The organism is Saccharospirillum alexandrii (assembly GCF_043641555.1).
Taxonomy (GTDB): domain Bacteria; phylum Pseudomonadota; class Gammaproteobacteria; order Pseudomonadales; family Natronospirillaceae; genus Saccharospirillum; species Saccharospirillum alexandrii_A.
In genome coordinates this window covers 127,465-142,075 of record NZ_JBHZRJ010000003.1, presented here as the reverse complement: position 1 = coordinate 142,075, position 14,611 = coordinate 127,465, and the positions used below count along the sequence as shown (strand labels likewise).

Below are 14,611 nucleotides of genomic sequence, written 5' to 3'. Positions count from 1 at the left end.
TTCTCAATGCGCCTCAGGTTGGCTACCCTCGCCCTCCTTGGTCACTGTGGTCGATGGTTTGTACAACGGGAGCATTTGTACGTCAGCCATCACAAAACCAGACCCATCATTCGGCCAACAGATTCAGTCAACAGGGAGCTACTATGACTGCACCTCGTTCCATTGCACCGACTTTGCACACCGGGCACTCTGCGCGAGTCGTAGACCGGCTTGAAGCCATCGTACTGGAAACCCATGAAAGCCGGTGTACACAGCTGTCCATCAACGGGCAAACGGTAGCGGTTCCACCCGAGAAAGCCGGTCGTAACCTGGTGCGTGTTGATGACCTCGTCATGGCCGACCTGATGGACGACGGCACAGCCAGAGTCGCTTACGTCGTCTCAACCGGTGACAACGAATTCATTCCTCATATCAGTACCCTGGGTGATGTGGCCCAGTGGGTACTGCCCGAACACATTGCCCGTTTACTGACTGAAGTTGGCGGCAGCGCAGTGGAAATTGGCCAGCAAGGGGTTGATGTGAAAGCCCCGCGAGCCACGGTTACCGCAGAGACCCAGCTGGAGCTGAACGGCAAGAACATCCGTACCGAAGCAGAAGAACTCTGTGTATTCCAGGGAAGAGAAATTCATCTTAACTAAACCGTCAGGGATACGACTTCATGGACACTGCGCACCTCGCCTGGGCACAAGCACAGCTTAAAACCCGAGAGTTGTGGTTAACGCAGAGAAAACACTGCGAATACGACTTGCTGCTTGGCATTGAGCAAAAACTCTATGGCCACCTCTGTTACCTTCAGGAAGCCATCACCGAGCCAGACCTGAGCGACGAGGAGAACCGGGCACTCAATCTCTGCATTTTTGCGTTCCGCCCCGATTTCCGTGAAGCCCCTGATCACCTGGCCGCTCAATTGCTGGAAACCGGCGTGGAACCCTGGCTGGAAGACTTGCAAACCGCCATCGACATTACCGGTGCTCAGAACTGGCAACCCCTGTTGCACACGCTGATCGAGCAGACCGACCTTACCGACCCCACGCACTGGTGGCTAAAAAGCAGACTGCACGACGTGCCGCCGGCCGTCGATTCCGACGTTTCTCATGTCTCCTGGTCACAGGCCATACCGGGGCAAATACCCTGCCTGGTCAAAAGTCGAGCCTGGAAGTCCGACACCGTATTCGATACCTGGATCTCCGAAGCCCGGGACAGCGTTCAGAACGACGACCGGCAGGAAGACTTGCACTGGCTGGCGCTCGGGTTACTGGCCACCGACAAGCAGCCGGCAGCCATCGATTTGATTCAACGGTGGATCACGGCCAGTCCGGATTCCCGGTACGCCTGGCGCACCGCCGCAGCCAGCGGAGCAAGCGAATTTATCCAGCCCTTGCAACAAGCTGTGCTGGACGAACACATCCCCCCGTTCTGGCTGGTGGTTCACGGCGATGCCGCCCACCTCGACTTCTGCGTTGACCTGCTTTCCAAACCCCACACCAACCCCCTGGCCGAACGGGCTTGGTACGGGTTCACGGGCGAACGGTTACCCCGGGTGCCCGTCATTAAGCTGGGTACCAAAGAAAAAGGCGACCGCCTGGCCGATGCCACCACAGCCCGCCAATGGCTGGACGTGAACCAGCCCACGGGCCGACTGTGCCTGGGCCATGACCATTCAGACCGACCCTTCAGACCACAGCTGGGGCGCTTTTTCGGTGCCGATACCGAACCCGTTACCTCCGCAATTTGGCTGGATACCCAGGGGGGCACCCTGCTTAGCCCCACCGAATGTCACTGGCAACGTGCTCAGCGCCTGCAAGAGGCCCGGGCATGATCCAGCTTCAACCCCACCCCTACTACCAACAGGAACTGACGTCCGGCTGGACAGCCCAGGGCGAGCCAGCCACCATCTTCATTGCCAAGGCCAGTTACCAGTACGACCTGGACGGGAAGGTTGAACCACTGCCAGAAAGCGAGCCACTGTCTCAGTCGTACGACTATCCGGAGGACGACCCGGACCAGCACGGGCCCTCGTGTTGTCGGGAGACCGTGCCCTTCAAGCAAGGCTCGGAAATCCTGCTGTTTGCCACCGCCCACTGCGGCACTGCGCGAGCTGGCTTCAATGTCGAAGCCAGTCTGAGCACTGAAAACGGCATTCACTGGCGAAAAAAGCTTTCCGTCGTGGGCCCAAGAACCTGGAAAAGCACCTTGTTCAGCACGGCATTCACCGAACCGACCCCCATCACCGAACTGCCCATTCGCTACGAATACGCCTATGGCGGCCGCAATGCAAAGCAAGAAAACGATGCCTATAAGGCCAACCCGGTAGGACTCGGCTACCTGGGAGAAGGCCTGAAAAAAAATGACATAGACGGTGCCCCACTTCCCCAGATTGAACACCCCCGGCACCCCATGAAAAAACCGTCGGAAAGAAAAGAGCCCCAGGGGTATGGCCCGGTCCCCTCACACTGGCACCCCCGAAGCGAGGCGTTTAAATCGCTGGACGAAGACAAGGCCACCGCCCGTCAATACCCGTTCAGCGGCCCGCTGCCCGATACCGCTTACCACAGTTCCCCCCGGGACCAGTGGTTCGACAGACCCCTGCACGGCAAGGCACAACTGACCTTAACCGGCCTGACCAAAGACCTGCCCGAGCACCACCCGCTGTCGATTCACTGGACAATACCCGGCCTCGCGCTGCGCTGGAAAACGCGAACGGCCGAAGAGCCCATCACCCTGCAGGCCGACACCTTGCTCATCGACACCCAAAAGCGGCACCTGCACCTGTTGTATCGCAAGGCCTTCACCCAGTTGCCCAAACGCTTAATGGCGGAAATTCACCTTGCTGAACCCTCTGCCATCCCGGAGGCCACCCATGGATGAACTGCAATGGACGGTAAAAGCAGCCAGCGCCTACACCCAGGGCGGTAAAACACCGGCCACCATTTACGGGACGGTGGTAACCCGTCAGGGCGATATTAACCAGCCTGGCCTGAGTGAAAGCGAGAGCCTGACAGTTCGGGTAGACGACCTCGACCTGCCCTGTTACACCCTCCCGGCCGACGGTGACTACGATATCGACAGTCGCGCACGTAGCGCCCGTTTAGCCGCCAAAGCCCTGGCGGAGCTTTGGAACCGGCACGGCCCCATTCCTCCAACAACGGCCATGGTGTGCAGCCTCAACCGGGAAGACTGGGGTTCACACCCGGCCGACGTTTTTCAGGATCTGCTGGTCAATAATTTTATGGCGTTGGGCGACCCGGCCCTCGTCGACTGGTGCAGCCTATGCACCGTCTATCAAATGGACGAACCGAAAGACAGGGCGCAGATAGCGGCAGAGACTTCACTGGTCTGGCTCAGTACCGATTCGCTCATTAACCAGGCCACCCTCGACCGGCTCGGCGACCGGGTGGCCATAAAACACTTTTCAGATGGCCTGATACTGGGCGAAGCCGCCACCGCCCTATGGTTGACCAGTGATACTTCCAGCGGCACCGCCCGCCTGACCCTGTACCCGGAACCGCTGGCCAATCTGACCGCGAGCGACACCAGGCTGGCCGCCGTTCAACCTTATTGCCACGGGCTGGTCACTCACCTCGACCAAAGCCTCGATCAACAGGCGAACTGGCATCAGTGGCTGGGCGATTTTGAACCGGCCAGCGAATTCGACGCACTGCAACATATCTCACTATCCAGTGGGTTTGGTTATGTCGGTGCCGCAGGCCCGGGCCTGGCCGTGGTGTGTGCTCTGGGGCGCCGGCAAATGCCCTGCCCACCCGTTGATACTCAATGGCTGTTTCACCAGTCACCGGACCAGCAATATACACTGCTGAAGCTCGACTCCACTCCTCGCAACCCAACACCCGCCGCCCAACCGAAGCAAGGAGGTCTCAGTGGCTAACAACGTATTGATTAATGGACGAAGTGCGGTTCACGCCGGCTCCCAGGGAACGCTCAACACCGTCGACGTCTGCCTGACCCCCAGCGGGAATTCCGTGGTACCGATCCCCTACCCAAACGTTGCGCGTTCGGCCGATGCGGACAAAACCGCTGGCAGCGTGTATGTAAACGGCAACCCCATGTGCCATATCAAATCCGTCTTTAAAAAAAGCACCGGTGATCAGCCCGGCCGACGCAAGGGTGTAGTTTCCGGGAAAATCAAAGGTGAAGCGTCTTTCGTTTCTGCCTCGGCCAATGTTTTTGCCGAAGGCCAGGCCGTTACCCGAGCCCTGGACATGATGGTCTCCAACAACAAAAACACCCCACCCTCCCCGCTGATGCAGCCGGTGGGCATGCCGCCGCTGCCAACCCGCCCCACGGCACCTCATGAACTGGAACCCGAAGGACCAGACCGCATCAACGCCATCATTCAGGGCGACCCCGGCGAAGGCATGGGCGTTCTGATCGGGGAAAGCGACGACTAATCGGCCAAAGGCCATTGAACCGAACCACTCAGTAAGGAGTGACCCCTGGCAAAAAGCCGGGGGCATCGCACGCAAGGAGTTACCACATGACTGCAGCCAGCATCGCCCTACCCGGCCACCCCGACGGCCCGAATAATGCCGAACGCCAACGGGAGCTGATTCTTGAGAACTTTACCCCCGGGCGAAAGCGGCTGTCGCTCATGCTGACCGACGACCATCACGACTACTACAAAATTCCGCTCGGCTACGACGACACCACCGCCTTTAACGAAGACATGAGTAATCCCGCCCTCAAACTGGTACCTGTGACTTTCCTGAGGAACATACCCGAAGAAGGCTTGGGCCCCCTACGCGAAGGCTGGGTATATATCTACGTTAACGGCTACCTATGGCGGGAAGCCCGGTACGATACTGACTGCCACATGTTAATTGACGTAAACCTGAGCTATGAGAAAGGCCTGGATCGCCGTCGCGCCACCGTGCAAAAAGACAGCACCCTGGTGCTCCCCTGGAATATGAACGGCAGCGAAAGCATCGTCGAAATCGCCTTCTCCGAAGAACAATGGAGCTGGGAGCGAATCGACCAGCTCGGTGGGGTAGACCCGGAAGACCCACGCCAATGGCTGGGCGAACGCGTAGAATCGGCCTACAGCACAGACTACACAGCCAAGGCCCGCGCCGCACGGCTAATGCCCGTTGATCTCAGCGCGGCCGAATCCAACTTTGAAGACATGCCAGAAGACAGCAACATCCGCCTGGTAACCAACGAAGAACTCGCCCCGAGGCGCCGACACTACAACACCAAATTCGACAAAGGCATTGCCAGCGTGATTCTGCAAGATGTGATTGGTGATGCGCGGTATTTGGCCAAGTGCCAGGCTGATTACATGACACTGCTCGACACCACCGTCAATTCCCTACTGAATGCAGACCAGCCTTACCCCGAAGGGTGGACCATTAACCGTATCGCCGCCGCCCACACAGAGCGCATCCAGTCTGTGGCCGACAGCCGCCTGGCCATGCTATTGAACAGCCAATTTTTCGCACCCATCGACCAGCAGCTGAAAAAAAATAACTTGGCCGAAGCCCAACGTGAAGTGCTGGAACAGCGCCGGGAAGATAGAGAGTTGTTAGACCCGGAAGCCATGGAAGCACAACTTGAAAAAACCGCCTGCGATAAGATGATTCGCCAGGCACTGGACGACCGCAGAGACCTAATTCACCTAATGGATACCCCGGCCTTCGTTGCCGCCATGAGCGACTTCCATTGCCTGGAACATGCACACTGGTTTTTACTACCTGAGCTGATGGGCCAACTAATCGGCCGCTTCAATCAGCCGGTAGCTATGGCCTACAAAGACTTCTTTCTCAACCTTGACGACTACGAATTATACCTTGACCGTGACCAGGGGGCCGACTTCCTGCTACGCCTTACCGGAGCCCACCCCTCCGAAATACCACACCCGCTAGCAGACATATTCTTCCCTCGCAGCGGCCCGGAAGCTGACAATCCACTAAGCATAGACGACGCAGAACCCAGCATTGAAGAACAACTACTGAACCCCGTAAAGGTACGGCGTATTATCGATGGCCTGAACGGAACTGACTATCTAAACTGGCCACCACTGAACGTGGATGGTACCAGCGTCGATATGCAAGACTTCGCTGCCCATGCGATAAAGAACTTTACCCTCTCACTAACCCTTATGCCCGCGCCAGGTGGCACTGACGATGCTGGCAATGCGGATGCGAAAACCCAGGCGTGGCGCTTCGCCGGCCACACCGTTCACGCCTTCGGTGCCGTACTCAGTGGACGAAACTTTGAGGACGTAAAAGCGGCACAGAGTAATGAGCAGACTTGGGGAAGCGAGCAACACATTAGGAGGGAAGACCAGTCAAAACTACAGTCTGATATAAACTCAGCAAAATCCCGCCAACAAGAATTGCAAGAACAGGAACGACACTACACTTCAGCGATTGCTGAAGAAGAGCAACGTATTGCCGATAATGAAAATCGTCAACGAAATCTCACGCAAGAAAAACAGCTATTATTAGGAAACCGTAGCGAAGCCGAAGTTCTTCAGGAAAGCTCCGGACTGTCAGCTCGTATTAATCAGATCGATAGGGAACTGATTTACATAAATCAACAATTGATAACCGAAAGAACGCGGTTGGCCGACACTAAAGTGAAACGCCTACAGGTGACCGATGCGTTAAACAACATTACCGACCGTGTGCAGGCCATGGAAAGCAGCTCCGGCAAAGTACTCGGCAACTTCACGCTGAAGCATAACACCCGAGTAGTAAACCTTTATGCCCTGCTGGCCGGCGAACACCTGAAAACACTTAAAATTACTCACGATGATTTGCTCAACAATCGTTTACCGCAAGGCTACACACCCTTCACTGCCGCAGGTCGTGTTCAGCGGCTGAAAAACCGACTGAATACTGCCCAACACATTGCCGACTACCAAGGCCCCTGGGTTAACTTCGAACTTGCGCCAAACCACTCTATAAGAGTACCGGCCGACCTCACCTTCGAAAACGTTAGCCAACTGCAACAATATATGGCCGACTTCATGCACGATTCCATAATGACCGCCGAAAACGTCACCACTGAGCGAATCAACCTGCTAGTAGCTTCTAAGGAAAAACTGACGGAAACACGCGCCCAGGCTTCGGCCACTATTGTGGATAACGAACAGGCCTTGAGCGAAGCCAGGGCAGCTTTTCAGGAAAAGATAAAAGCCGCTAACGACAATATAGCAAGGCTCGAAAACGGTAAATTCCGATACAAAAACCTTCTGTCTGAAACGAAAGAAGAAGCCGAAGAACTGGTTCGCATGGTCGTTGGCAATGAACGCAAGATCGCCCAGTTACAAGCGCAAATCGATGACTACGAAGTACTGCTGGACAACAGCCGACCGAAATTGAGTTTTGCCAACCGAATGGACAAGCTGTTTTTGTTCAGCGGTGGCATGGTAGTGTTTGAAGCATGGAACTTGAGTCAGGTCACTGACAAGCTATTAAGTAACTCAGAAAATACAAGATCGAAAATTGATTTTTTCAGTGCCATGGTAGACTTCGCCGCAACGATCTCAGGTTCTGCGCAGTACATCCTAGAAAGTAAATACGGCAACCGGGCTGTAATAAAGAGTCGATTGGAGCATCTCACAAGGGAGCAATTTATAAGGACCTACCCTCTTACAAGAAGCTCGGCGACCTGGCTTCTACGAACTTATAGCATTTCGATAGGGCTCAACATTCTCTCTGGCATTGTAGGTTCGGTAATTTCATTATTAGACGCATACAACCGGTGGGTGCTAGGCGACCGGGATGCTGCAGCTGCCTATGGTGTCGTCGCAGTCGGTTTTGCCCTGACAGCAGCTGCTGTAATCCCCTCGCTGGCCAGTGCCTCTGCAATGCTGGGTATAGTCGGGTTTGGCCTGATTGCAGTGGGCTTTACCCTGGTCTATTTTCTAACCGACACCCCCCTTGAAACCCTGCTGAAGAACAGCCCCTTTGGCAAAGACGTGGAATCACGTTTTAGTGGTGGAGGTTTCTGGCAGGAAGAAAGCTATCAGCATTGGGAGAGTCGTCGTGATCTTGCTTACCATGATATAGTGAGTTTTCTATTCCAGCCTCAAGTGATATTCCATAAACACTGGGTTAGCCACGAAGAATATTGTGAGTTGATCGTTCAAACACCTGCTCTTATGGCTGAAGGCTGCTACAAAATTGACATCCAGGCTGGCCGAATAGAAGACAACGAATGGGAAACACTTTCTCTTGTTACTAACGACCCAACGTCACCAGTTTCAACGAATCCCGGGAGTGTACAGGTGGAAACCAATGGGGTAAGGCACCACATTCGGATACATCGTGACCTGATAAGGTCGTTTGGAACCCATAGGGGAACGAGTTACATGCCTTTCTTTGGGGCTATAAACACCGTGGAAACAGACCTTCGACTGAGGGTGAAAACCTACCCCAAAGGCGAAGGCGTGCCTATATTCCCTGGGTCGTTAACCCCCTACTCATTGCCAGCACCCAAGCGCGATAGTGAGGGCCGCTCCGTGATTGACGGTGTGGTCGTGAACGAACAGAGCGCTATGGAAAACAGCTGGTTAATAGCGCAAGGACCCATTACTCATGGCGGATACTAGAGTAAAAGATAACGAGCAGAATGGGGTGATGGCTTAGTGGAACGTTATATTAAATTACTAAATTCCGTATTCTTTATTGTCATAGGGCGATTTAGATATTTGTGGCCCGACTGGCATTGCACCCAATCGGTGACCCAGAAAACCCAACCCAGCCGCAAGCACAAGAAACTGCGGGGCCGTCTAGTCGCCCCTCAGGAGCGCTACCAGCTCCATACACCCTTCTATACAGATACGGATGGGAGACAATGGGTCGTGCAGTGTAACTCAAACTACATTCAACACCAATCCATCGCAGTGATTGCTGTATTCTTTGGGTTGATCTGGATTACTCTCTTCTTTCCGGATTTTTCGAGCATTACTTCCATTGCGATAGCTTTTACCCCTGTCGTTCCAGCGTTCTACTTCGTCTACCTTTCCAGAACCGGCGGTGAAGACACCTGGGTTGTCTTCGACCGAACCACTGGCAACGTTTGCTTCTGGAAGCGGGATGCCGAACACTCCCTGACAGTCCCGTTCGAGAAAGTCAACTGTTACTGGATAGAGGTCTTCCGCCGGGGCGTCAGCCATAGCTTGTATTTTATGCCAACTGAAAATCTGCCAAACGAGCGCCACCGCTGGTGGCAAGTGATGTTCGGTACGGCAACCACTTATGAACAGGCTCAATATTTCTGGCGAGTATTGACGGATTTTATGGATCCGAGCAAACCCATCCCCTCGGTTCCGGGTTTATCGCACCAACTCTACTTTGTGAATAAGCACGGTTATACCATCGAAGACTTAACCGAAGGGAAGAAGGAGATTACCTTCGAGGACTTCGAGGAAGCTGAAGCACAGTTAAGTCGTACTAAGGAAAATTTGGAAAACGAAATGAGGCGAATGCTAGAACCAGAGTGTTTCGATGTGCAAGCCATAATAGATTTCTATAACAATGCGCCTTGGTATGCACAAAATGGGATTTTATCAACAGCCGTAGCGCGCTTGGACATGTATGTTACTGGACTTGAAGATGAAAAGCCCTTTATGTGCCCTCTTTTCCCTGAATTTAAGAAGCTATTTACCTTCGATGAATACAAAACTAGGGTAGAAGCACTAGCAGACTACTTTTTTAAAATTCACAAAGAGCTAAATCCATCCTATTCATATGTCGATCGAAGCGACTAAAACTGAAGAAATTCAGTGGCGGAATAGTACTGGACTCGACTTAGCCTATCACGAACACACCATTTTTTTGGAAACCTGGGTAGAGCATGAAGAGCACTGTGTACTTTACATTAGAACTCCTGGTCTGATGACCGACGGAGTCTATCAAATCGACATTCAGGCATGGCACAGCAAGGAAGACCGATGGGAGACCATCACGCTATTAAGCGACGACCCGAGTGCTAAGGTTTCTGCAAACTCCGGAAATGTACAAATAGCCGCGAACGGATCCACGTATAAAATTCGAATTCACCGAGACCTAATCAAGACTTTTGGTGCCCCGCTCAGTGGTGGGTTTGGCTATATATCAACAGAGACTAATATTCGGGTTCGGGTTCAAACTTACCCCAAAGGTGAGACCGCAAGAATTTTCCCCGGCGCACTTACCCCTTATGTTCTTCCTGCTCCTAAGCGAGATGAACTAGGAAGAGCCACTATCGATGGAGAGGTGGTAGACGAGAAAACAGCGGCAGAAAATTCTTGGCTTATAGCAGAAGGAGCTGTCGTACATAGTTTCAAAATTATTGCCTCTCCAACCTGAGGAATAGACGAATGCTAATGTGGTATGCAGATTTATTAATGGGTAAAACTAAATACCGTTACCCAGACTGGAGCTGCACAAATGAAAGTACTCAGTTAACCCGTGCTAGCCGAAAAGCCAAAAGACTGAGAGGAGAACAGGTCACTCCTCAGCCGGTATACAGTTTCCATACACCCTTTCATGTAAAGACCGATGGAAAGCAATGGGCAATACAAGCTGACTCGTCACATGGAGTCTGGCAAGCAACAGGGATTATATCGTCTTTCTTCTTCCTGCTATTCTTGTTCTTTAGCTTGGTACCTTTCCCAAACGAAGGAACAATATTTTTCTCAATCTTGACTGGCATGGTATTTTTACCTCTATCAATTTCTATGTATAAAACACGGGCTGGGGGAGAAGACACCTGGGTAGTTTTCGACAGAACCACTGGAAATGTCTGCTTCTGGAAAAAGAACCAGAAAAACTCCCTGACAGTTCCTTTTGAAAAAGCTAACTGCTACTGGATTCGGGTTTTTCGACGTGGCGGCATTACTCACAGCCTTCATTTCATGCCAACCGAGAACTTATCTAATGAACGACACCGCTGGTGGCAGGTACATTTTGGATTTGCACCTCAGTACGAGCAGGCCCAGTTCTTTTGGCGTGTACTGACAGACTTTATGGACAAGAGCCGCCCTATACCCGAGGTACCGGGACTAATCCATCAGATTCGTTTTGTCGAGAAGAACGGCTATACCATAGAAGATTTGACAGAGGGTGGTATCGAAATAACCGAGGCAGACTTCAATGAAGTAGCCGAGGAAATACAGAATGACATGGCCGCATTGGACGCAAGACTAAGACGAATGATAAAACCAGATCAGTTCAGTGCCGATAGACTGATTGAGTTCTATGAAGCCTGTCCAATTTATGCCAAAGAAGACGTGTTGCGGACTATCGTTGTAAAGCTAAAGCGCTGGGTTAAGTTTCTTAAAGGCGAAGACCGTATGATGGACCCTGCTTATAGAGATTTCTTCACCTTGAAAGAGTACGAGGCGGAAATGGATAAACTTTCAGATTTCTTTTTTAAGATCGACGAGGAACGTCGGGCAGCATTGAGGTGAGTACCACATTTCTGAACAACCTTGAAAACAGACATTCGTCTAAAGATTCAAGCCTCTCCAAAGGTGAGGCAGCACGGTTGTTCCCCGGTGCTCCCACGACCTATGTGCTGCCCGCACCCGAGCGCAATAGCGATGGCTATCCCCTCGTGAACGGCGAAGTTGTCGACGAAAGAACCGCGACCGAACATGCTTGGCTGGTGGCAGAGGGTGAAGTAACACATGTAGTGCATCTAAACTCGGGATATTCCTCTAATTGGGGGATAACACCGGAAGACCTACAAAACGTATGGCCCCGGGGTCAATGACCATGGAATGGTTGCTTTTCCCCTTTTTTACGGCCAGTAAAGTGGTGGCTCAATGAAATACATCCTAAAGATACTCGGCTTTATCAACTGGCTTATCGTGGGGCCGAGCAGGGACTTGTGGCCCGATTGGCGTTGTACAGAAACAGTAACTCGGGTAACCAAGCCGAGCCGAAAGCGTGAAAAATGGCGGGGAAACATGGTGACCCCAAAAGAGCGATACCTGCGCCAATTATCGCTCCACACCCGGACAGATGGCAAGCAATGGCTGGTTCGGTGTAACTCCAATTACATCAGTCATCAAGTCAATGCTGTTATGTGGTTACTATTCGGTGCGTTATGGTTCTTCATTTTTTACGACTTCCACATGGGCATCGCACTTCTCCCTCTCATTCCAGCGCTTTATTACAATTACCGAGCGAGAGCCAGCGGAGAAGACACCTGGATCGTCTTTGACCGAACCACCGGCAATGTCTGCTTCTGGAAGCGAGATGCCAAGCATTCGCTCACGGTGCCGTTCGAGAAAGTCAACTGCTACTGGATCGAAGTCTTTCGCCGTGGTGTTAGCCACAGTCTCTACTTCATGCCTACGGAGAACCTGCCGAACGAACGCCATCGTTGGTGGCAAGTGATGTTTGGTGCCGCGACACGCTACGACGAGGCGCAATACTTATGGCGGGTTCTGACGGATTTCATGGACCAGAGCAAACCTATACCTGCCGTACCCGGCCTATCACATCAGCTTTATTTTGTAGAAAAGCACGGTTACACCATTAAAGACCTTACGGAAGGAGAAAAGGAAATCACCTTGGAAGATTTCGAAGAAGCTGAAGATGAATTTAAGCGTATTACTTCGGACCTGGATGAAGAGTTTGGACGCATGCTTGAACCTGAATGTTTCGATGTGGATACCATTATAGCTTTCTATAATAGCGTGCCCCGGTATGCACAGCAGTCGCTGCTGTCAACAGCTGCTGCCCGATTAGAAATATACGTCATAGGACTTGAAGCAGAAAACCCCTATATGTGCCCTCTTTTTCCTGAATTTAAGAAGCTATTTACCTTCGATGAATACAAAACTAGGGTAGAAGCACTAGCAGACTACTTTTTTAAAATTCACAAAGAGCTAAACCCATCCTATTCATATGTTGATCGAAGCGACTAAGACTGAAAACATTTAGTGGTAAAATAGTACTAGACTCGAATTAGCCTATCACGAACACACCATTTTTTGGAAACCTGAGCAGAGCATGAAGAGCACTGTGAACTTCACATTAAAACTCCTGGAATGATGACAAATGGATTTTACCCCATCGACATCCAGGCTTGGCATAGCAAAGAACGTCAGTGGAAAACCATCACAATGCTTAGCAACGATACAAGAGCACCGGCTGTCGCTCACCCAGAAAATGTGCAAATCTCAGCCAATGGTTCTGTACATAAAATTCGAATTCACCGTGACCTAATCAAATCTTTTGGTGCACCACTCAAAGGTGGATTTGGCTACGTATCTACTGAGACTAATATCCGGATACGGGTTAAGTCATATCCTAGAGACGAGCCCGCCCGAATCTTTCCTGGCGCACTAACCCCCTACGTCCTTCCTGCGCCTAAACGGAATGAACATGGGCAAGCAGTTGTAAACGAAGAGGTCGTAGACGAAAAAACGGCTTCCGAAAACTCCTGGCTAGTGGCAGAAGGGTCGGTTGTGCATAGTTTTAGAATGATCATCACTCCAACTTAATGGATCAAGAAATGTTAATGTGGTACGCAGAACTATTAATGGGTAAAACAAAATACCTTTACCCAGATTGGTACTCAACCAAGCAAACAACTCAGGAAACTCGTGCCAGCCGTAAGCCAAATAGACTGAGAGGTAAACTAGTAACTCCTCAGTCGGCATATAGCTTCCATACACCATTCGGAGTACTTACTGATGGTAAACAATGGGCAGTGCAAGCTAACTCATCACATAGCGCATGGCAAGCAACGGGAATAATTTTTCCTCTAATTTTTCTGTATTGTTTTATCGCTGCGATAATCCAGTACCAACCTGATGAACTCAGTCTCTTTGACTACTTGTCAGCAACCTTTCTCATTGTCCTCGTTTACGCAATGTATATAACAAGAACAGGTGGAGAAGATACCTGGGTAGTGTTCGACAGAACCACAGGAAATGTCTGCTTCTGGAAAAAGAACCAGAAAAACTCCCTGACAGTTCCTTTTGAAAAAGTTAACTGCTACTGGATTCGGGTTTCTCGACGTGGCGGCATTACTCACAGCCTCCACTTCATGCCAACCGAGAACTTACCTAATGAACGACACCGCTGGTGGCAGGTACTTTTTGGATTTGCACCTCAGTACGAGCAGGCCCAGTTCTTTTGGCGCGTACCCACAGACTTTATGGACAAAAGTCGACCGATACCCGAATTACCAGGACTAATCCATCAGGTTCGTTTTGTCGAAAAGAACGGCTATACCATAGAAGATTTGACAGAGGGTGGTATCGAAATAACCGAGGCAGATTTCAATGAAGTAGCCGAGGAAAAACAGAATGACATGGCCGCATTGGACGCAAGACTAAGACGAATGATAAAACCAGATCAGTTCAGTGCCAATAGACTGATCGAGTTCTATGAAGCCTGCCCAATTTATGCCAAAGAAGACGTGTTGCGGACTATCGTTGTAAAGCTAAAGCGCTGGGTTAAGTTTCTAAAAGGCGAAGACCGTATGATGGACCCTGCTTATAGGGATTTCTTCACTTTGAAGGAGTACGAGGCGAAAATAGATAAGCTTGCAGATTTCTTTTTCAAAGTAGATAAAGAACGTCGGTCAGCTATGCGATAAGTTAATCGAATCACTAAAGGACCAAATAGTTAAGTTGGAGAAT

At 51.4% G+C, this 14,611-nt stretch carries 11 protein-coding genes; all 11 read left to right on the top strand.

From position 1 onward, the window contains the following. Window positions 1-143 precede the first annotated feature (143 nt). The 11 genes from ACHUE7_RS11010 to ACHUE7_RS10960 all read left to right on the top strand — a co-directional run bounded on the left by ACHUE7_RS11010 (window position 144) and on the right by ACHUE7_RS10960 (window position 14,568). Window positions 144-638 carry a hypothetical protein gene (locus tag ACHUE7_RS11010; protein WP_394170003.1) on the top strand — a complete coding sequence of 165 codons (495 nt, stop codon included), beginning with the start codon at window positions 144-146 and terminating at the stop codon, window positions 636-638. A 20-nt stretch (window positions 639-658) separates the two neighbouring features. Further along, on the top strand, window positions 659-1,819 hold the full coding sequence (locus ACHUE7_RS11005) for a hypothetical protein (protein WP_394170002.1): 1,161 nt from the start codon (window positions 659-661) through the stop codon (window positions 1,817-1,819). After that, window positions 1,816-2,868, top strand: coding sequence for a DUF2169 family type VI secretion system accessory protein (locus tag ACHUE7_RS11000; RefSeq protein ID WP_394170001.1), 1,053 nt, complete (start codon window positions 1,816-1,818; stop codon window positions 2,866-2,868). Before ACHUE7_RS11005 ends, ACHUE7_RS11000 begins: the two co-directional genes overlap by 4 nt. Beyond that, on the top strand, window positions 2,861-3,886 hold the full coding sequence (locus ACHUE7_RS10995) for a hypothetical protein (RefSeq protein ID WP_394170000.1): 1,026 nt from the start codon (window positions 2,861-2,863) through the stop codon (window positions 3,884-3,886). The genes ACHUE7_RS11000 and ACHUE7_RS10995 overlap by 8 nt, the downstream gene beginning before the upstream one ends. Continuing rightward, window positions 3,879-4,409, top strand: coding sequence for a DUF4150 domain-containing protein (locus tag ACHUE7_RS10990; protein ID WP_127556192.1), 531 nt, complete (start codon window positions 3,879-3,881; stop codon window positions 4,407-4,409). Before ACHUE7_RS10995 ends, ACHUE7_RS10990 begins: the two co-directional genes overlap by 8 nt. An 86-nt stretch (window positions 4,410-4,495) precedes the next feature. Next, window positions 4,496-8,575: a hypothetical protein gene (locus ACHUE7_RS10985; RefSeq protein ID WP_394169999.1), complete on the top strand. Its 4,080-nt coding sequence runs from the start codon at window positions 4,496-4,498 to the stop codon at window positions 8,573-8,575. A 36-nt stretch (window positions 8,576-8,611) separates the two neighbouring features. Further along, complete coding sequence (locus ACHUE7_RS10980; protein ID WP_394169998.1) at window positions 8,612-9,736, top strand: hypothetical protein; 1,125 nt, start codon at window positions 8,612-8,614, stop codon at window positions 9,734-9,736. Next, on the top strand, window positions 9,717-10,316 hold the full coding sequence (locus ACHUE7_RS10975) for a hypothetical protein (RefSeq protein ID WP_394169997.1): 600 nt from the start codon (window positions 9,717-9,719) through the stop codon (window positions 10,314-10,316). Before ACHUE7_RS10980 ends, ACHUE7_RS10975 begins: the two co-directional genes overlap by 20 nt. An 11-nt stretch (window positions 10,317-10,327) precedes the next feature. Beyond that, a complete protein-coding gene (locus tag ACHUE7_RS10970) occupies window positions 10,328-11,419 on the top strand; it encodes a hypothetical protein (RefSeq protein WP_394169996.1) in 1,092 nt (363 codons plus the stop codon). Between the two features lie 357 nt (window positions 11,420-11,776). Beyond that, the gene (locus tag ACHUE7_RS10965; protein ID WP_394169995.1) at window positions 11,777-12,886 is read left to right on the top strand and encodes a hypothetical protein; all 1,110 of its coding nucleotides are present in this window, start codon (window positions 11,777-11,779) and stop codon (window positions 12,884-12,886) included. Between the two features lie 596 nt (window positions 12,887-13,482). After that, window positions 13,483-14,568 carry a hypothetical protein gene (locus ACHUE7_RS10960; RefSeq protein WP_394169994.1) on the top strand — a complete coding sequence of 362 codons (1,086 nt, stop codon included), beginning with the start codon at window positions 13,483-13,485 and terminating at the stop codon, window positions 14,566-14,568. Window positions 14,569-14,611: the final 43 nt, after the last annotated feature.